This window comes from Actinophytocola sp., assembly GCF_036378875.1.
Classification (GTDB): Bacteria; Actinomycetota; Actinomycetes; order Mycobacteriales; family Pseudonocardiaceae; genus Actinophytocola.
In genome coordinates this window covers 111,324-129,440 of record NZ_DASUVO010000047.1, presented here as the reverse complement: position 1 = coordinate 129,440, position 18,117 = coordinate 111,324, and the positions used below count along the sequence as shown (strand labels likewise).

Annotated in this window: 17 protein-coding genes; 4 read left to right on the top strand and 13 right to left on the bottom strand. The window is 71.2% G+C overall.

The genetic code is table 11. From position 1 onward, the window contains the following. The coding region (locus VF106_RS13675; RefSeq protein WP_330840034.1) for a neutral zinc metallopeptidase at positions 1 to 950 on the top strand (950 nt) is incomplete at its 5' end. A gap of 20 nt (positions 951 to 970) precedes the next feature. Here the strand turns inward: VF106_RS13675 and VF106_RS13670 are convergent. Then, entirely contained in the window at positions 971 to 1,447 is a 477-nt protein-coding gene (locus VF106_RS13670; RefSeq protein ID WP_330840033.1) for a hypothetical protein, read from the bottom strand. 51 nt (positions 1,448 to 1,498) lie between these two features. Continuing rightward, positions 1,499 to 2,563: a potassium channel family protein gene (locus VF106_RS13665; RefSeq protein ID WP_330840043.1), complete on the bottom strand. Its 1,065-nt coding sequence runs from the start codon at positions 2,561 to 2,563 to the stop codon at positions 1,499 to 1,501. A gap of 127 nt (positions 2,564 to 2,690) precedes the next feature. Here VF106_RS13665 and VF106_RS13660 point away from each other — a divergent pair, with 127 nt between their 5' ends. After that, the gene (locus VF106_RS13660; protein ID WP_330840032.1) at positions 2,691 to 3,494 is read left to right on the top strand and encodes an SMP-30/gluconolactonase/LRE family protein; all 804 of its coding nucleotides are present in this window, start codon (positions 2,691 to 2,693) and stop codon (positions 3,492 to 3,494) included. On the opposite strand, the gene VF106_RS13655 is transcribed toward VF106_RS13660, so the two are convergent. The 3 genes from VF106_RS13655 to VF106_RS13645 all read right to left on the bottom strand — a co-directional run bounded on the left by VF106_RS13655 (position 3,476) and on the right by VF106_RS13645 (position 11,312). After that, a complete protein-coding gene (locus VF106_RS13655; protein WP_330840031.1) occupies positions 3,476 to 4,735 on the bottom strand; it encodes a BamB-related PQQ repeat family beta-propellar protein in 1,260 nt (419 codons plus the stop codon). The genes VF106_RS13660 and VF106_RS13655 overlap by 19 nt on opposite strands. Positions 4,736 to 4,821: 86 nt before the next feature. After that, positions 4,822 to 8,055 (bottom strand): ATP-dependent helicase, encoded by a 3,234-nt coding sequence (locus VF106_RS13650; RefSeq protein WP_330840030.1) that lies wholly within the window; start codon positions 8,053 to 8,055, stop codon positions 4,822 to 4,824. Continuing rightward, positions 8,052 to 11,312, bottom strand: coding sequence for an ATP-dependent helicase (locus VF106_RS13645; protein ID WP_330840029.1), 3,261 nt, complete (start codon positions 11,310 to 11,312; stop codon positions 8,052 to 8,054). The genes VF106_RS13650 and VF106_RS13645 overlap by 4 nt, the downstream gene beginning before the upstream one ends. Positions 11,313 to 11,339: 27 nt before the next feature. Between VF106_RS13645 and VF106_RS13640 the strand changes: the two genes are divergently transcribed. Beyond that, positions 11,340 to 11,627, top strand: coding sequence for an MGMT family protein (locus tag VF106_RS13640; protein ID WP_330840042.1), 288 nt, complete (start codon positions 11,340 to 11,342; stop codon positions 11,625 to 11,627). A 729-nt stretch (positions 11,628 to 12,356) separates the two neighbouring features. On the opposite strand, the gene VF106_RS13635 is transcribed toward VF106_RS13640, so the two are convergent. The 5 genes from VF106_RS13635 to VF106_RS13620 all read right to left on the bottom strand — a co-directional run bounded on the left by VF106_RS13635 (position 12,357) and on the right by VF106_RS13620 (position 15,671). Continuing rightward, on the bottom strand, positions 12,357 to 13,481 hold the full coding sequence (locus VF106_RS13635) for an SPFH domain-containing protein (RefSeq protein ID WP_330840028.1): 1,125 nt from the start codon (positions 13,479 to 13,481) through the stop codon (positions 12,357 to 12,359). Further along, the gene (locus tag VF106_RS51170) at positions 13,481 to 13,723 is read right to left on the bottom strand and encodes an NfeD C-terminal domain-containing protein (protein ID WP_524535854.1); all 243 of its coding nucleotides are present in this window, start codon (positions 13,721 to 13,723) and stop codon (positions 13,481 to 13,483) included. Before VF106_RS51170 ends, VF106_RS13635 begins: the two co-directional genes overlap by 1 nt. Before the next feature lie 141 nt (positions 13,724 to 13,864). Then, positions 13,865 to 15,082 (bottom strand): RNA polymerase sigma factor, encoded by a 1,218-nt coding sequence (locus VF106_RS13630; RefSeq protein ID WP_330840027.1) that lies wholly within the window; start codon positions 15,080 to 15,082, stop codon positions 13,865 to 13,867. Further along, on the bottom strand, positions 15,073 to 15,396 hold the full coding sequence (locus VF106_RS13625) for a YciI family protein (RefSeq protein WP_330840026.1): 324 nt from the start codon (positions 15,394 to 15,396) through the stop codon (positions 15,073 to 15,075). The genes VF106_RS13630 and VF106_RS13625 overlap by 10 nt, the downstream gene beginning before the upstream one ends. After that, complete coding sequence (locus tag VF106_RS13620; RefSeq protein ID WP_330840041.1) at positions 15,396 to 15,671, bottom strand: YciI family protein; 276 nt, start codon at positions 15,669 to 15,671, stop codon at positions 15,396 to 15,398. The genes VF106_RS13625 and VF106_RS13620 overlap by 1 nt, the downstream gene beginning before the upstream one ends. Before the next feature lie 98 nt (positions 15,672 to 15,769). On the opposite strand from VF106_RS13620, the gene VF106_RS13615 reads away from it, so the two are divergent. Next, the gene (locus VF106_RS13615; protein ID WP_330840025.1) at positions 15,770 to 16,294 is read left to right on the top strand and encodes a hypothetical protein; all 525 of its coding nucleotides are present in this window, start codon (positions 15,770 to 15,772) and stop codon (positions 16,292 to 16,294) included. Here the strand turns inward: VF106_RS13615 and VF106_RS13610 are convergent. The 3 genes from VF106_RS13610 to VF106_RS13600 all read right to left on the bottom strand — a co-directional run bounded on the left by VF106_RS13610 (position 16,281) and on the right by VF106_RS13600 (position 18,061). Continuing rightward, a complete protein-coding gene (locus VF106_RS13610) occupies positions 16,281 to 17,069 on the bottom strand; it encodes a TIGR02569 family protein (RefSeq protein ID WP_330840024.1) in 789 nt (262 codons plus the stop codon). The genes VF106_RS13615 and VF106_RS13610 overlap by 14 nt on opposite strands. A gap of 38 nt (positions 17,070 to 17,107) precedes the next feature. Next, positions 17,108 to 17,530, bottom strand: coding sequence for a DUF3592 domain-containing protein (locus VF106_RS13605; protein ID WP_330840023.1), 423 nt, complete (start codon positions 17,528 to 17,530; stop codon positions 17,108 to 17,110). A 69-nt stretch (positions 17,531 to 17,599) separates the two neighbouring features. Further along, positions 17,600 to 18,061 (bottom strand): DUF3592 domain-containing protein, encoded by a 462-nt coding sequence (locus VF106_RS13600; protein ID WP_330840022.1) that lies wholly within the window; start codon positions 18,059 to 18,061, stop codon positions 17,600 to 17,602. Positions 18,062 to 18,117 lie beyond the last annotated feature (56 nt).

The window sequence follows — 18,117 nt, the reverse complement described above, 5'->3', positions numbered from 1 at the left end:
TCCTCGTCGTGGTGCTGCTCGGCAGCGTCGCCATCGTGGGCCTGGTCTCGATGAGCGACGGCGGCGGCACCAGCGTCGCCGACACCGGCTACGACACGAGCCCGAGCTACACGTCCTCGTCCGAGACGTACACGACCACCTCGGACGAGACCACCACGACGACCACCACCAGGACGACCACCGAGACGACGGAAGACACGCCGACCGAGACGACGCCGGCCGGTCCGAAGCCGGTGTACGCGCTGGAGGACAACCCGCTGTTCTCCGGTGACGTCGGCACCCCGGCCATCACGTGCAACCTGGCCAGGTGGGAGACCAGCCCTGCCGGGGCGGCCGCGTTCTTCTCCAGCGCGATCCCGTGCCTGGACGCGGCGTGGCAGCCGGTGCTCGAGTTCCAGGGGCTGCCGTTCTTCACCCCGAACATCGTGTTCCCGGAGGGCTCGGCGTGGTCGACCCCGTGCGGCTCGGTGTCCACGGCGGGCGGGGCGGTCGCGGCGTTCTACTGCAGTGGCGACAACACGATCTACATGCCGTTCTCGGGGCTGCAGACCGAGATGTACGGCGCGCGACCGGGCGTCTACCTTGCGCTGCTCGCACACGAGTACGGGCACCACGTGCAGACGCTGGCCGGCGTGATGGACACGTACTGGGACCACCGCTACGACGCGGGCGTCGACACCGAGCTCGGTCTCGAACTGTCGCGCCGCTTCGAACTGCAGGCACAGTGCTTCTCTGGCATGTTCCTGGCGGCGACGTACGGCCGCGGCTCGGTGAACGACAACGTCCTGAACGAGGCCCGCACGAGCCAGGACCGCGGCGACCACAACCCGGGCGTGCCCCGCGACCACGGCACGGACGACCACGCCATCGGCTGGTGGGAGCAAGGCGCCCAACAGAACCGCACCTACCAGTGCAACACCTGGCTGGCCCCACCAGAAGACGTGGCCTGAAACTCGCGAGTCGCGGAGTTTCAGGCCAGGCGTAGCGGGGTTGGGAGGGGGGTTGCGCGGGGGCCTCTTCTGATCAGGAATGCGTATGCGGCGCCGGACATGCCGCTCACCACGATCAGGAGAAGGCCAAGGCCCTCGCCTTCCTCGCTGTCGCCCATGGCAGCGGCCGCGGCGTGGACCACCAGGTCGTCCGGGAGCGCGCCCGAGGGGACCGTGACGTCCACCGGTTCGTTCACGGCGTGACCGCAGCCGTCGAAGCGCGCCTGGTGCGAGCGGCCGCCGACGGTGAACTTCACCGTTTCGGTGGCGTCGGCGCTGCACGGAACGCCGGTCACGACAGCGGCGCGGACCGTCGTGCCCTGGCCCTCCGACGACGAACCGAACACCCCGACCACGCTGACCAGCACGGCGATCAGCACGCCGAGGACGACGACCCCGGCACCGGCCCCCGCCCATCGGACGTAGCCAGGTGGGATGTCCACGCCCCAGATCCGCACACCGCGAATGGTCCCAGATACCGGACGGTGGTCGGTAGGGAGCGCGGTGCCTCAGTCGTCCTGTGCGGGCGTCACTTTCCGGACGTACAGCAAACGATCGCCGGACTCGATCGCGTCCGCCTCCGGGTGGTCCACCCGGTAGAGCTTCCCGCCGCGGACGACGCCGAGCACGATGTCGGACAGGTGCCGGGGCGAGCCGCCGACCTCACCCTGCTCGACGTCCCGCTCGGCGATCGCGAGGCCGGACTCCGGGGTGATCAGGTCCTCGACCATGTCGACGACCGTCGGCGTGTGTGTGGCCATGCCGAGCAGCCGGCCGGCAGTCTCGCTGGACACGACGACCTGGTTGGCGCCGGACTGCCGCAGCAGGTGCACGTTCTCCGCCTCCCGCACCGACGCCACGATCTGGGCGTTCGGCGCGAGCTCCCGCGCGGTGAGCGTGATCAGCACGGCCGAGTCGTCGCGGCTCGCGGCGACCACCACGGCACGCGCACGCGGAACACCCGCGACCCGCAGCACGTCGGAGCGGGTACCGGAGCCGTGCACGGTGACCAGCCCGAGCGCGGACGCGGTCTCCAGCATCGCGTGGTCGGTGTCCACCACCACGATCCGGTCCGGCTCCACCCCGTCCGACAGCACGGACTGCACGGCAGAGCGGCCCTTCGTGCCGTACCCGACGACGACCACGTGATCGCGCACCTTCGTCCTCCAACGTTGGAGCTTGAACGCCTGGCGGGAGCGCTCGGTGAGCACGGCGAGGGTGGTGCCGACCAGGACGATGAGGAAGAGCACCCGCAGCGGGGTGATGACCAGGACGTTGACCAGTCGCGCCGACGGGCTGACCGGCGTGATGTCGCCGTAGCCGGTGGTGGACAGCGACACGGTCGCGTAGTAGACCGCGTCGAGGAACGACAGCCCGTCACCGTTGCCGTCCCGGTAGCCGTCGCGGTCCAGGTACACGATCATGACAGCGGCGAACAACGCGACAAGCGCCCAGATCACGCGCCGCACGATGGACGTGATCGGGCTGACGGTGCTCTCCGGCATCCGGATCACACCCACCAACGAGTGGTCCGGCCGGTCGGTGAGCCGATCAGTGAAACGCAGTTTGCGCAGGCGCCGATGTCCGGTCTCGTCGGGACTGGTCACGGCCGCGAGACTAGCTGGAGACGGTGACACCGGCCACGCTGGCCTGTCGACCCGCGCGATGCCCGTTCGTGTACGGGCTGAGGAGGGGTTCGAGATGACCGAGGTGCTGTTGAGCGGACGTGGCCTGCTCGAGTCGATCCGCTGGCACGACGACCGGCTGTACGTGTCGGACTGGTCGGCCGGCGAGGTGCTCACCGTGGACCGGTCGGGCCGCAGCGAGGTGGTGGCCCGCGTGCCCTCGCTGCCGCTGTGCTTCGACTGGCTGCCGGACGGGCGGCTGGTGCTCGTCTCGTCGGCGGACGGCCAGCTGTTCCGTGTCGAGCCGGACGGCACGCTGACCAGCCACGCCCTTCTCGGCGAGGGCCTGTGGAACGACATCACGGTGGACGGCCGGGGCAACGTGTTCGTGAACCGGGTCGACTTCACGGGCGAGCCCGGCGCGGTCCATCTCGTGCGGGACGGCGAGTCGCGGGAGGTCGCGAACGGGCTCGCGTTCCCGAACGGCATGACGGTCATCGGCGACACACTGGTCGTCGCGGAGTCCTACGGGCAGCGGCTGACCGCGTTCGACATCGGGCCGGAGGGCGACCTGTCCGGCCGGCGGGTGTGGGCAGACCTCGGCAACGGCACCCCGGACGGCGTGTGCGCGGACGTCGAGGGTGCCGTCTGGTACGCCGACGTGCCGAACCGGTGCTGTGTACGGGTGGCCGAGGGCGGCGAGGTGCTGCGAAAGGTGGCACTGGACCGCGGCGGCTTCGACTGCGTGGTCGGCGGCACCACCCTGTACGTGGCCACGGCCGAGTTCCTCGGCATGACCGGGGACGAGCTGGTCGAACCCGGCAGCGGGCAGGTGCTCGCGGTGCCGGTCGCCGTGCCAGGTCAGTCGAGGATCTCGTAGACCCCGGTGGCGTCCTCGTTCCTCAGTACGGCTTTGTCCTCGGTGAGCAGGAGGATGTCCCCGGGCAGGTCGAGCTTGCGATCGATCTCGTTGCCCGCACTGTCTATTGTGTACGCCCGGTCCTCGCCCGGGTCGCGGGCCTGCCGGCCGGTCACCCAGAGCCGCCCGCCACGCACGGAGTCCAGGGTCAGCACTGTCTGTTTGCCCGGGGTCGCCGTGCCGAGCTTCCTGCGCTTCACGTCGAACGTGACGATGTCGTGGGCCCGGCCGTCGGACTTGGACGAGCACGCGACCAGCGTTGTCCGGTCGGTCCGGCAGTCGGCCATGCGATCGGTGTGGTCGAGGGAGCCGACCTCGCGGCCGTCGTCGGCGGTGACGGCGGTGAGACGCGGCGCCCCGTCCGTGATCAACGCGAGGTCTCCAGCGACCATCACCAGCCGCGAATCCGCGCGTTCCCACTGCTTCTCACCGGTGTGCAGATTGGTGGCGACGATCGTGGCGCCGGTCGCCTCACCGTTCACCCACGTGGACGGAAACCGCGCCGAGACGACCCCGAGCATCGTGTCGCCGACGATCCACATGGGCCAGACCCCGTCGGCCCCCTCCCACAGTTTCGCGCCAGTCCGCACGTCGAACGCGACGTTGCGCTGGATGCCCTTGTCGTAGACGGAGCCCACCAGACCGGTCAGGACGCTGACCACCGCGACCCGGTCGTCGACGACCTGCAGCATCGGCTCAGGCCGCTCTCGGAGCGGCCCTTCGGGAAAGGTCAGCGCAGGGGTCCGCCACACGATGCTGCCGTCGGTCGCGGACACCAGAACGAGCCCGCTCTCGTGGCCAGGACTGGGTTCGCAGAAGCCCGCGTGACAGTCCCCTTGGTCGTACTGCACGAGGACGCCCTCCTGCCCCACCAGGTGCCGCTCGTCTGGAGCGCCCCACAACCTGGGCGAGTACATGAAGCCGCCGAAGTCGTGCATCTTTCCCAGTGTCCAGCGCGGTGTGCCGGTGGTCGCGTCGTACAACGTCAGCTCGAGCCCGCTGTGCGCGAACAGCATCAGGCCGTCCTGTTCCTCGACCCACACGACGTCGCCGGGCTCGGTCCACAGCGGCTTTTCCGCTACCCGCAACGGTTGCAGCGTGGGCGCCGGCCGTGCGTCGACCCGTGGCGGCGGATGCGGGTTGTCGCCACCTCGCCACACGAGCACACCCGCCACGGCCGCGGCGACAACCGCGACGCCCAACACGATCTTCCCGCGTGCCCCACGTCGGCCCCCTCGTGAACGGCGACCAGTGTAGGGAGAACGCCGTGCCCCCGCAGGGAAACGCGCTATGTGGACGGGAGGCCGCGCAGCAGGGTGCGCAGTGTCGGGGCGTCCATGAGGTCGACCGGGCGCAGGGTGGTGTTCGAGCGGACGTAGTGGAACGCCGCGCGGACCTTGTCGACCGGGACGCCCGACAGGCTCGCCCACGCCAGCCGGTACGCGGCCAGCTGCACGGACAGTGCGGGCAGGTCCTCCTCCGGCGGGACGGCGCCGGTCTTCCAGTCGACGACCGTCCAGCCGCCGTCGTGGTCGGCGAACACCGCGTCCAGGCGGCCCCGCAACGTCATGCCGTCGACGTCGCAGGTGAACGACACCTCCACCTCCGACGGTGAGCGTTCCGCCCAGTCCGAGGCCAGGAACGCCTCCTGCAGCGACTCCAGGTCCGCGTCCGGGGCGGCGTCGGCGTCCGCCGAGCCAGGCAGCTCGTCCAGGTCCAGCAGGGCCCGCGAGCCGAACCGCTTTTCCAGCCACGTGTGGAACGCGGTACCGCGCCGCATCACCGGGTTCGGCGGGAACGGCAGCGGGCGGCGCAGGCGGCGGGCCAGGGCCGTCGGATCGCGAGCCAGTTCCACGAGCTGGGTGACCGAGATCGACGGCGGCAGCGTCACGTCCTCCTGCCGGTTCGCGGCCGCGGCGCGTTCGGCCAGCAGCACGTCCGTGTCGGCGCCCCAGCCGTCCGGGTCGTCGTCGGCCGGCAGCTGCTCACCCGAGCGCAGCACCGCCAGTTCCGCACGGACCATGGCCGCCGCGGCCAGCACGTCCTCGCGGGCGTGGGACAGCGGGTCGGCCGGCCACAACGCGGTCCGTTCCGCCGTGGCGAGTGGGTTTTCCTCGTACTCGTCGGGTTCGGCCGCCCAGTGCTCGACCGACGCCACCCGTTCGTCCATCGTGCGCACCGCGTCGGCCACCTCGGTGAAGAACGCCGAGGGGCCCTTTGGTTTCGCGCCCGTGCGGCCCCACCAGTGCGCTGACACCAGCAACGACCGTTCCGACCGGGTCAGCGCCACGTAGCAGAGCCGGCGTTCCTCGACGAGGTCCCGCTCCGCGAACGCCTCCGCGTGGTTGGTCAGCTCGACCTCGATCTCCTTGCGGTTCTCGGCACGGGACAGATCGAGCACCGGCAGGTCCGCCGAGTCGCCACGCAGCGCGGCCGGCAGTTCGGTCACCGCGCGCAGCCAGCACGACGTCCGCTTGCGGCTGGGGAAAACGTCGTTCACCAGGTGCGGCACGGCGACGATCTCCCACTCGAGGCCTTTCGCGCTGTGCACCGTCAGGATCTGCACGCGATCCTCGGCGACCGTGACCTCGCCGGGCTCCAGGCCGTCCTCCGCGCTTTCCGCCGCGGCCAGGTAGTCCAGCAGCGCCGACAGACTCGCCGACGGGCTGGCCTGCGCGTAGTCCGACACGACGTCAGCGAACTTGTTCAGGTGCGCGCGACGTGCGCCGCCGACCCGTGCGGTGGCCTCGACGTCCAGCAGCATCGCGCGTTCGGTGTCCGCGACCAGTTCCGGCAGCGGCTGGTCGAGCCTTCTCCGCAGCATCCGCAGCTCATGGCCCAACGTCCGGATCCGCCGGTAACCCTCGCGTGAGTACTGCTCGGCGTCGCCGGGGTCGTCGATGGCGTCGACCAGGCCGGCCTGCTCCGCACCCTCGCCCGGCACAATGTCGACAAGTCGACCGGTGCCTTCCGGTTGGTACGCCTGGCCGAGCGCGGCGGCCCGCTTCCACAGCGCGGCCAGGTCCGCCGCGCCGAGCCGCCAGCGCGCGCCGGTCAGCAGCCGGGCGGCGGCCGAGCCGGCGAGCGGGTCGATCAGCACCCGCAGCGCCGACACCAGGTCCCGCACCTCCGGCTCGTCCAGCAGGCCGCCGATGCCGACCACCTCGACCGGCAGCCCTCTGGCACGCAGTGCCGTCGCGAGGTCGTTCATGTCGGCGCGGCGCCGCACGAGCACCGCGGCGGTCGGCGGCTTGTCCCGTTCGTCCGCGATGAACCGCCAGCGTTCGGCCATCGCGTCGGCCAGCCACTCGACCTCGGCGTTCGCGTCCGGCAGCAAGGCGACACGGACGTCCGCCGAACCCCGGCCTGCCGGCGCACGAAGCTCATCGACGTCCAGACCGGCACCACGCAGCGGACCGGAGATCGCGTTCGCGAGCGCGAGCACCTCCGGCGGGTTGCGGAAGCTCGTCAGCAGGCCGTAGCGAGTGGCCGGTTCGAGATTCTGGTTGTCCAGCTTGGGAAAGTCCGTCGTGAACCGGGGCAGGTTCGCGGCACTCGCGCCACGCCAGCCATAGATCGCCTGCACCGGGTCGCCCACCGCCGTGACCGGCATCGGTTTCTCGCCGCCGAACAGCGACCGCAGCAGGATTCGTTGCGCGTGACCGGTGTCCTGGTACTCGTCGAGCAGCGCCGTGCCCCAGCGGGCGCGCTCCCCCGCCACCACCTCGGGTTGTGTGCTCGCGAGCCGCGCGGCCAGCGCCATCTGCTCGGCGAAGTCCAGCGCGCCCTCCTTGCGCTTGGCCTCGGCGTACGCCTGGACGAGCGGCAGCAAGGCGATCCGAAAGCGTTGCGTGGCAACGACTTCCTTCAGGTCCTGGGACAGCTCGGCACGCTGCCGAGGGCCGCGGGGCGCGTTCTCGATGGTCGACGCGAGATCCTCGCCGTACTCCCGGAGGTGGTTCTCGTCGACGAGGTGCTCGGCGAGCTCGCCCGCCAGTGCCAGCAGGTAGCCGGTCACCGTGATCGGCACCCGCTCGGTCTCCAGGTCGTGGGTCCACGTCGACACGATGCGATGCGCCAGCTGCCAGCACGCGGTCTCCGTCAGCAGCCGCGACCCCGGTTCGACGGGCAGCCGCAGCCCGTGCTCACCGACCAGCCGGCCCGCGTAGGCGTGGTAGGTCAGCACGGTCGGCTCGCCCGCGTACACGTCCGCGAGTCGCTGCCCACTGGGGTCGAGCCGTTGCAGCAAGCCGGAACCGGCCAGCCTGCGCAGGCGGGAGCGGACACGGTCGGCGAGCTGACGCGCGGCCTTGCGGGTGAACGTGAGGCCCAGCACGCGTTCCGGGGTGACGATGCCGTTGGCCACCAACCACACCACGCGGGCGGCCATGGTCTCCGTCTTGCCTGCGCCCGCACCCGCGACGACCAGCGCGGGATCGGTGGGTGCGGCGATCACCTCGGCCTGCTCGTCGGTCGGCGCCGGCAGGCCGAGTTCCTTCGCGATCGCTTTCGGCGAGATCACTCGGTGACCTGACGGCCACTTGAATGCATGGGACAGCTGGTACGGACCGGGCAGCGCGGGCAGTCCGCGTTCTGTTTCGCGACGTACTCGGGGCCGGTGCTCGCGGCGGCCGCGTCGGCGACCACGCCGGTCCAGTGCTTGACGCCGTCCTCGCCGACCGGGTCCTGATTGCGTTCGGTCGCGGCGTTTTTCTTGCGGCGGTTGGCTTTCGCGACATACAGCAGCCGCGCGCCCCCCGGCTCGGTGTCCAGGCCGAGCTTCACGAACGCCCCGTACGCCGCCGCGAGCTGGTAGACCGCGAGCTGCGGGTGTTCCTGGGCGTCGGACTCGCTGATCGCCTGCCTGCCGGTCTTCACGTCCACCACGACCGGGTGATTGTCGTCGTCCTTCTCCAGGCGGTCCACCCGGCCGCGGACGCGGACGTTCGGCTCGGTTTCCGGGATCTCGACGTCGAACTCGTGCTCCACCGCGACCTGGGTCAGCTCGCCGCGGGTGGCCGCCACCCACGTCAGGAACGTGTCCAGCATGGCGTGCACCCGCTGCCGTTCGCGGCGCGAGAACCACGGGGCGCCCGCGTCGACCGCGTCCCACGCGCGGTCCAGCTCGGCCCGCAGGTGCACCTCGTCGACGCCGGTCGCGGCGGCCTGCGCGAGCGCGTGCACGAGCACACCGGTGATCGACGCCAGCTCCGCCGGGTCGGTGCCGCCGTGCCGCTCGATCGCCCACCGCAACGGGCACTTGGCCAGCGTCTCCACGTTCGACGGGGAAACCGTGACGCCGTCGCCCTTGCCCCGCAACGGTTCCTTGCTCGACAGGTCGGCCAGGCCGTACCAGGTGTCGGGATGGGCGCCGGGCACGCCCGCCTCGGCGAGCCGGGCGAGTTGGCGGGCCGCACGGCGCCGACGGTCCTCGGACGCGGCGCTGTCGCAGACCGCACGACGCAGGTCACCGACCAGGTCGGCGAGGACCAGCGCGCGTCGCGTGCCGCCCAGCGACGTCGGCCGGCCGGCGTCGCTCAGGTTCTCGACGTCGACACCGGACAGCTCGGCGAGGAAACGGGACGGCTGCTCGTCCTCACCGCGGATCGCCGAGACCAGCAGCATGTGGCGGGCCCGGCTCGCGGCGACCAGCAGCAGCCGGCGTTCCTCGGCCAGCACCGGTGCGATCGCGGACAGCTGAGCGGAGTCGTCCACCCCGGCCAGCAGGTCGACGAGCCGTTCCACACCGAGCAGGGAACCCCGCAGCCGCAGGTCGGGCCACGTGCCCTCCTGGACACCGAGCACCGCCACGACCGTCCACTCGCGACCGACGGCCGCGTGCGCGGTGAGCACCGACACCGCGTCCTCGCGCTGCGCGACCGGGGCGAGCGAGTCGCCCACGATCCGTTGTGCGGCAAGGAAGTCCGCGAAGCCGGTGACGCCGGCGCCCGGCAACCGGTCGGCGTGGCGGGCGGCCGCGTGGAACAGCCCGACGATCGCGTCGAGGTCGCGGTCCGCCTGTGCGCCAAGGGTTCCCCCGCGCTGGGACCGCGCGAGCCAGACCGGTTCGAGCCCGCTTTCCTGCCACACCAGCCACAGGACCTGTTCGATGCCGACGTTGTCCGCGATGGCCCGCCGCGCGGTGGCGAGCAGCCCGGCGACGCGGCGCACGCTGGTGGCCTCCGCGTCGTCAAGCGCGGTAAGGAAATCCTCGGACTGGAGCGCCTCGACGAGCAGTTCGTCGGACGGCCGGTCGTGCCCGGCGGCGAGCGCCAACCTGCGCAGGCCGCGCCGTAGCCGGCGAATGGCCAACGGGTCGGCGCCGCCGAAGTGGCTCGTCAGCAACATTTCCGCACGCTCGGGGGTCAGCACGCGCGGATGGTTCGCGATCCGGAGCAGTTCGAGGAACGGGCGGACCGCGGGCTGGCGGGCGAGCGGCAGCTCCTCGGCGGCCGTGGCGACCGGCACGCCGGCAGCGCTCAGCGCGCGGTGCAGCACCGGCGCGGAACGGGTGACGGAGCGGCACAGGACCGCCATCTGCGACCAGGGCACGCCGTCGAGGAGATGCGCGCGGCGGAACTGGTCGGCGAGCCACGCGGCCTCGGCGGCCTCGGTGGTGTGGAGGCGGACCTCGACGGTGCCGTTCTGCTGGGAGTTCTCGGTCTTCTCACCGGGCGTGAGCCGTTGCGGCGCGGAACCGGGCAGGCGGGCGGCGAGCCGGGCGACGGCTTCCCGGACGGCCGGCGCCATCCGGTGGGTGCGTGTGAGGACGACCGTGCCACCGTCCGGTTCGGTGTCGGCGAGCAGGCGCGGATCGGCGCCGCGGAAGGAGAAAACGGCCTGGTCAGGGTCGCCGGCGAGCACGAACTCCTTGGCGGCGAACCCCAACCGGGCGAGGAAGCGGTACTGGATCGGGTCGAGGTGCTGCGCGTCGTCGACGAGGAGGTAGCGAACCCGGTCCCGTTCGGCGGCGAGCAGTTCGGCGTCGGTCTCGAAGGCGAGCAGGGCGGACGCGACCAGCTCGGCGGCGTCCAGTGCGGGGGCGCTTTCCTGGGCGACGGCACTGTCCGCGGCGCCGGCGAGGAGGTTGACCTGCTCGTACTGGAGGGCGAACGTGCCGGCCGCGACCCATTCGGGGTGTTTGGTGTTCTCGCCGACCCGGATCAGGTCCTCCGGCCCGAGCCCGCGTTCGGCGGCGCGGAGCATGAGGTCGCGGAGTTCCTCGGCGAAACCGGGCACGGTGAGGGCCGGTCGGAGGCGGTCTGGCCAGTACGGCACGTCGTCCTCGACGTCCCCGGCAAGCAACTCACGGACGACGGCGTCCTGCTCTGGCCCGGACAGCAGGCGGGGCCCGGGGACGTCGCGCAGGTGGGCGTGCAGGCGCAGGACGGAGAACGCGTAGGAGTGGACCGTGCGCACGAGGGGCTCGCGAACGGTGCGGAGCACGTCGGCGGCCTCGTCGTGCTCGGTGATGCGCTGGGCGATGGCGGCCCTGGTCTCGGTCGCCGCCCGACGGTTCGCGGTGACGACGAGAAGCTGCTCGGGATCGACGCCACCACGCAGGATGCGGTCGGCAACGACCTCGGCGAGCAAGGTGGTCTTACCGGTGCCGGGACCACCGAGAACCCGGACAAATCCCTCGGCACCGTCGAGCACCCGCTGGGCGGCCGGCTCCCACCGGAACGGCGCGCGCGAAGCCACCGGCCGGCGCACGAGCCGAAGAGCGTTCGAGGCGACCACGCCGACGATGGAACCACGCCGGCCGCGATTGGCCGACATCGGCACGCCGGCATACTTTGCGGCATGGTGTCGGAGGAGCTGCACGAGCGCGTGCGGGAGATCATCAAGTCGATCCCGCGCGGGCGCGTGGCCTCCTACGGCGACATCGCGGCCATGGCATCGGCGCCCACCCCGCGCCTGGTGGGCCGCATCCTCTCGGAGGACGGGCACGACCTGCCGTGGCACCGGGTCCTGCGGGCCAACGGAACTCCCGCACCCGGCCTCGCACGGCGACAACTGGAACTGTTGCGCGCGGAAGGCGTGCTGGCGGACGGCGAGAAGGTCAGCATGCGGAAATACCGCTGGCAGCCATGACCCGGCGGCCTCCGGCCCCCGGAATCCACGCTACCAGCGGGAACCGACGGTTTCGGGCCGTCGCACCGCGGCCTGTGGACAACTGGTCCCCCTGTGGACAACTCGCCGGTTGTGGATCTTCACGAGCCGTCGCTGTCGGTGCCCACCGGTAACGTGGAAACCGGGGGGCCCCCGGCGGCACCCAGGGGTGGGCAAAGTTGTTCGCGCTGTTCAGACCCGCTTCACAGCGCGGATTCGGGGCACGGCCGATGTCTCGGAGGTGCCCCTTGAGACGCTCAACCCAGATCCACCGATGGACTTCGGTGATTTGCGGCGCTGCGCGGTTGGCCCGCTGCGCGGATTCGGGGCACCGCCGACGTCTCGAAGGTGCCCCTTGAGACGCTCAACCCAGACCCACCGAGGGTCTTTGGTGATTTGCGGCGCTGCGCGGTTGGCCCTCTGCGCGGTTGGCCCTCTGCGCGGTTTCGGGCGCGAAGCGCCCGAAACCGCCGCCTGACGTCACGGGGCTGCGGCGGCTTCGGCCAGCGGCGATGCGAGTGGCGTGTTCACGACACGAGCGATGTCCTGAAAGACGCGCTCGTGTCGTTGAACGTCCCGATCGCGTCTTTCAGGACGCCGGTCATGTCCCGAAAGCGTCGTTCGCGGCGCTGCGCGCCTGCGGGCGCAACGCGCCCATGCCGCTGGCGCCCCTGCGAGGAAGGCGTCTCGCAGGACCAGGCCGCCGGCGGCTCAGGGAGTCAGTTCGTCGCGCTTGGGGTGGGGGGTTGGGTCTTCGCCGTTCAGGCCCTTCTTCACCGAGTCCAGGATCGCCAGGCCCTGGCCGACGAGGCCGGCGGCCATCTCGCCGAGGCCGTCCGCGCCGCTCAGGATGTTCACGTTCGCGCCGCGCAGGCCGCTGGCCGCTTCGCGCACGATGTCCGGTAGTTGCTCGATGATCAGGCGGTCCAGTGCGACGCGGTCGTGGGACGCGGCCGCGGCGGCCTGGATCTCCGTCGCCTCGGCTTCGGCCTTCGCGATGATGCGGACCCGTTCCGCCTCGGCCTGGGCCGGCTTCACGACCTCAGCGACCAGCTGCTGCTCCCGGAGCTGAGCCTCGCGCTGCGCCAGCTCGGTGCGCGCGTTGATCACTTCCTGTGCCGCGACCGCCTGTGCCAGCGGGCCGGCCTGGGCGGCCTCGGACTGCGCCTTGTCCACCTCCGCCTTGTACTGCGCCTGCACGACGGAGGTCTGGCGGGCGAACTCGGCCTGCCGGCGCGCCGACTCCTGCGCCACCTCGGCGGCGGCCTGGTCGGCGCGGGCCTGTGCGATCTTCGCCTCGCGTTGGACCGCCGCGTTGTGCGGGGCCGAGAGCGCGGCGATGTAGCCGAGGTCCAGGTCGTCGATGGACTGGATCTGCAGCGAGTCGATGGTGAGTCCGATGCGGGCCATCTCGACGGCCGAGGCGTCGAGCACCTCGAGCGCCAGCTTCTGCCGTTCGGTGATGATCTCCTCGACGGTCATCGCGCCGACGATCGAGCGTAGGTGTCCGGAGAAGATGCGGCCGGTCAGCTCCTCCATCTGCCGCTGGTCGGACAGGAAACGCTGCCCGGCGTTGACGATGCTCTCCGTGTCGTTGCCGACCTTGAACGCGATCACGGCCCGCACCTTGAGCGTGATCGCCTGCTTCGTCACGCACGTCTCGGTGATCTCGGCCTCGGCCATGTGCAGCGACAGGAACCTGACCTTGCGGAAGAACGGCATGACGAACGCGCCCCGGCCGGTCACCACCCGGAACGGCGCGTCGCTCTCTCCCCTGACCTTCCCGCCGGAGATGAGCATCGCCTCGTCGGGCGCCGGCACGCGGTAGAAGAACATCACAGGTCTCCAAACGGGTCTGTCCAGGGCGTCACGTCCACCGCGCGGGCCCCTCGAGATTCGACGACCAACACGGTCGCACCTTTGGGCAGCGGCTCGTCGGAGAACGCGAGAAACGCCTCCGAACCACCCCGAATCTTTATCAGCACCTCACCGGGACCCCGTGCGCCGCGCGTGCCGATCAGAAGGGTTCCGACGCGCCCAACAGGTGAGTCGTCCGTGCTGTCCTCCGCACTACTCATCTGCGAGCACAATTCAAAAGTCCGGCCGACTTCCGTTGGCAACGCACCTCGCCTGGGTGAGGTCTGGCCCGTCGGCCTGTTTCGATTTGTGCTCGCCGCTTCACGACCGCGACGCTAGCGCAAGGAGATCCCGTTTGTATCTCAGTCCCACAGACCGTCGACGCGCCTGGTCAAGAAGCGTCGTTCGGCCTCGGTCGGGGCGAGCGCCAGCGCCTCCTCGTACGCCGCATTGGCCTCGGGCAGACGGTTCAGGCGGCGCAACAGGTCCGCGCGCGTGGCGTGCAGCAGGTGGTAGCCGGCGAGGCTGTCCCGTAAGGCTTCCACCAGTTCGAGTCCGGCGGCCGGGCCGTCGACCTCCGCCACCGCGACGGCCCGGTTCAGCTCGACCACCGGGGACGGGCTCACTCGCGCGACGAGCGCGTAGAGGTCGGCGATCCGTTGCCAGTCGGTGCTTTTCGCGTCCACCGCGGTGGCGTGGCAGCCCGCGATGGCGGCCTGCAGCTGGTACGGGCCCGGCCGCGCGTGGTCGAACGCCGTGTCCAGCACGGCCACCGCCTCGTCGATCATCGCGCGGTCCCAGCGGGTGCGGTCCTGGTCGGCGAGCGTGACCAGGTCGCCGGCGGCGTCCACCCTGGTCGCGCGACGGGACTCGTGGAACAGCATCAGCGCGAGCAGGCCACCCGCCTCCGGCTCCTCGGGCATGAGTGCCACGAGCACCCGCGCAAGCCGGACCGCCTCGGTCGACAGCTCACCGCGCGAGTAACCCTTGTTGAACAACAGGTACAGCACGCCGAGCACACCGGCGACGCGTTCGGGCAGCAGCTCGGCCGGCGGCACGCGGTACGGAATGCCGGCGTTGCGGATCTTGCGCTTCGCGCGCACGAGCCGCTGCGCCATGGTCGCCTCCGGCACGAGGAACGCCCGCGCGATCTCCGGCGTCGTGAGACCGGCGAGCGTGCGGAGCGTCAACGCTACCTGGGCTTCGAGCGGCAGTGCCGGGTGGCAGCAGGTGAACATCAGCCGCAGCCGGTCATCCGGCACGGCGTCGTCCGGCACGGCGTCGTCCGGTTGGGCGCACTCCTGCTCCTCCGAGACGATCGGGGCGAGCCCGCGCAACCGGTTGGACTCCGCGGCGGCGCTCCGGACGCGATCGAGCGCGCGGTTGCGTGCCACGGTGGTGAGCCACGCCCCGGGACGACGCGGCACGCCGTCCCGGGGCCAGGTGGCCAACGCGCTGGCGAACGCCTCCGACGCGCACTCCTCGGCGAGGTCCCAGTCACCGGTGACCCGGATCAACGTGGCTACCACGCGCCCCCACTCGGTGCGGAACGCCTCGTCGACCGCGTCCTTCACTGCCATACGGGCCGAAGCTCGATGGCGCCCAGCTTCGCCATCGGGTGTTTGGCCGCCACCTCGACCGCCTCGTCGAGGTCGGCGCACTCGAGGAGGTCGTAGCCGCAGATCTGTTCCTTGGTCTCGGCGAACGGGCCGTCGGACACGAACGTGCCGCCGCCGTCCTTGGGCCACAACGTGGTCGCGTCGCTGACCGGGCGGAGCCGGTCGCCCTCCAGCCGCACCCGCTTGACCGTGGCGTCCTCGACCCAGGGCACCGCACTGGCGTCGGCCGTGCCGGCCAGGTCGGGGTCGTCGACGACGAACATCAGGAACCGCATCAGTCCTCCTCGAACGGCCAGAACGGCCGGATCTCAATGGGGTGCCGCCCCGCGGCCGGGTGCGTGGACGCGATCGCGATGGCCTCGTCGAGGTCCGCGCACTCGACGAGCTCGACGCCCGCGACGTGCTCCTTCGTCTCGGCGAACGGGCCGCCCGTTCGCAGCAGCCGGCCGTCCCGCACCCGCACGGTCACGGCGTCCGCAGGCGGCCGCAGCAGCAGCGTGCCCTCGCGTGACTCGACGGGGCCCGCCCCGTCATCGGTGATCATCAGCATGTACCGCACGTAGTCCTCCTTGCCCGGTGCAGCGTCTCACCATGACGACGCGGCCAAAACGCGAAATCGACACCGGCAGGTGGATAAAGTTCGCCCCCATGCGTTTGCAGCTCGCCGGCACATGGCTCATCGGCTCGGTGGTCCCCGGGACGATCGCGGTTCTGCTCACCCACGACCGGGGTGATCTGCCGTTCCGGCCGCTGCTCATGCTCAGCGGCCTGGAGGTCCTCGCGCTTCTCCTGCTCGGGGTCACGCTGTTCCTGGCACTGTTCGCGCTCGGCTGGCGCACCATCGACGCGTCCTGGCTGCCGGACCAGCCGCGTGCGGTCGTCCTCTGGGCCTGCCTGGTCGGCGGGGCGGGGCTCGGCGGATGGGCCTTCGCGGCCGCGATCACGTTGGCCGCGGACTTCTCCCTTGTCGCGCAGCTGATCCTCGCCTACACGGCGGGCGGACTCCCGTTCACGCTCCTCGCCGCCATGCTGGCGCGGCCGCCCAGGCTGAACATCGCGGCCGCGGTGCTCGCCGCCGTGGCGGTGCTCACCGGGCTCGCCATGATCGAGCTGCCGCTGTGGACGCTCGTCCAGTACCTGAACCTGCTCGCCGCACCGGTCACAGGGCGGTGATCTGCCGCGCGGCCCGCTCGAGGCCACGCATCGACTGCTCGGTCGAGTGCGGGTGCAGTGCGTGCACGGCCAGCCGGAACAGCAGCGCGTGCAACATCACCTGCGGCCACTCCGGCAGGTGGGCCCATCGCTTGGGCAGGCCGTCGTCGGCGCCGCCCCACGCGAGCGCGTCGACGACCACGACCGCCGCCGCCCATTCGCGCGGCCGGTTGAACGCGGTGAAGTCGACGATGCCGGGCGCGGCTTCCCCGTCGAACAGGACGGTGCCGAACAGGTCGCCGTGCACCACCTGCGGCCGCAGACCGAGTGGTTTGCGGGTGCCGGACAGCACGTCGAACAGCCGGCCGCCCAGCGCGGGGTTCAGCGGCGCCTCTTCCAGACCGGCGGCCGCGCGGTCGGCCATCGCGAACACGTCGGCCCTGGTCGCGACGAACCGGGGCACCGGAACGTCCGCCGTCGCCTTGTGCAGGCGCAGCGAGGCCGCGATCACCTCGTCGTAGCGCGGTTCCGGCCGGCCGGAGACGTACCGGAACGCGACCCAGCCGCCGACGACGAAGCGCCCGTCGCTGGACCGCAGCGGGCGACCGATGCGCAGGTCGGGCACGCTGAGGTCGGTCAAGGTCTGTGCCACCCACGACGCCTCGGCGGGATTGGTCACTGGCCGCAGGGCGATGTCATCGCAACGCCACTGCGGGCCGGTACCGACCGGCTCCGGCACGCTGTCCTTCGCGCCGAAAGCGGCCCGCACATGCTGGGGCGGTGGGGACGCACTCACGACCGCGCACGCTACCCCGCCACCACGTCAGATGTCGGTCAGGTCACGCCGTCGTGGCGCGTCCGGACCCGAACGGACGAGTGGCCGGGCGGGGCGAATCCCCACGCGTAGACCAGAAACCCGACCGCCACGACCAGAAAGGATCCGAAGAGGAGGATGCCTTCCGGCGAGAAAGGCGGATCCTCGGCCTGGAACGCGATGAGATCATCCGGCGTGTAGCGGACACGCATGGTCGCGCCGACGGGATGGGCGGCGGCGTCGGAGTACTCGCTGATCTCGGTCGTCACGGCCCGCCCCCGGTCAGTGACGAACCGGACCGTCAGGCCCGTGCCGGTCCCGAGCTTGCCCCTGGCGAGAACGACCGCGTCGGTCTCGATGCCGTTGACGGCCTGGTCCCTCGCGTGCACCACATACAGGCCGACGATGAAGAACACGACCGCGGCGAAGGCAGTGGAGACCACCCGCCACCGACGCCGGGACCAGCGGCGGGGAAGGTCCGGCTTCGGGAGAGGACACAGGGCCTGTGTGCGCTAGTGCGCGGTCCGGCCAAGGTTCGCCGGGGCGAACCACCAGGCGTAGGCCGCCACCACGCCGAGCGAGACGAGCAGGATCGACCCGCCGACCGTCAGGAAGTCCAGGTCGACCGGCGGCTCGTCGACCTGCCGCGCGATACGGGGATCCCGTGCCACATAGCTGACCTGCAGCACGTCGCCGACGAGGTGGGGCTCGGCGTCGGCGGGCGCCCGGAGGTCGGTCACCACCCGCTCGCCGCTCTCGGTGGTGAAGGCGACGGTCAGTGTCGTGAACCTGCCTTCCTCCCGGCCCACGATGACCGCCTCGGTCTCGGTGCCGTTGGTGGCCTGGTCCCAGGCGAACCACCCGGCGACGCCGACGAGGACGACCGCGAACAGCAGGAAGGACGTGGCGAACCCGCGCAGAAAGCGCCGCGACCACAGGGATCGGAGGTCGAACGGGTCAGGCATGATCCACATGTCAGGGCTCCCCCCAGGCGGCCCCGACGACGCGCGTGCGGCTGCCTCGATTTTAC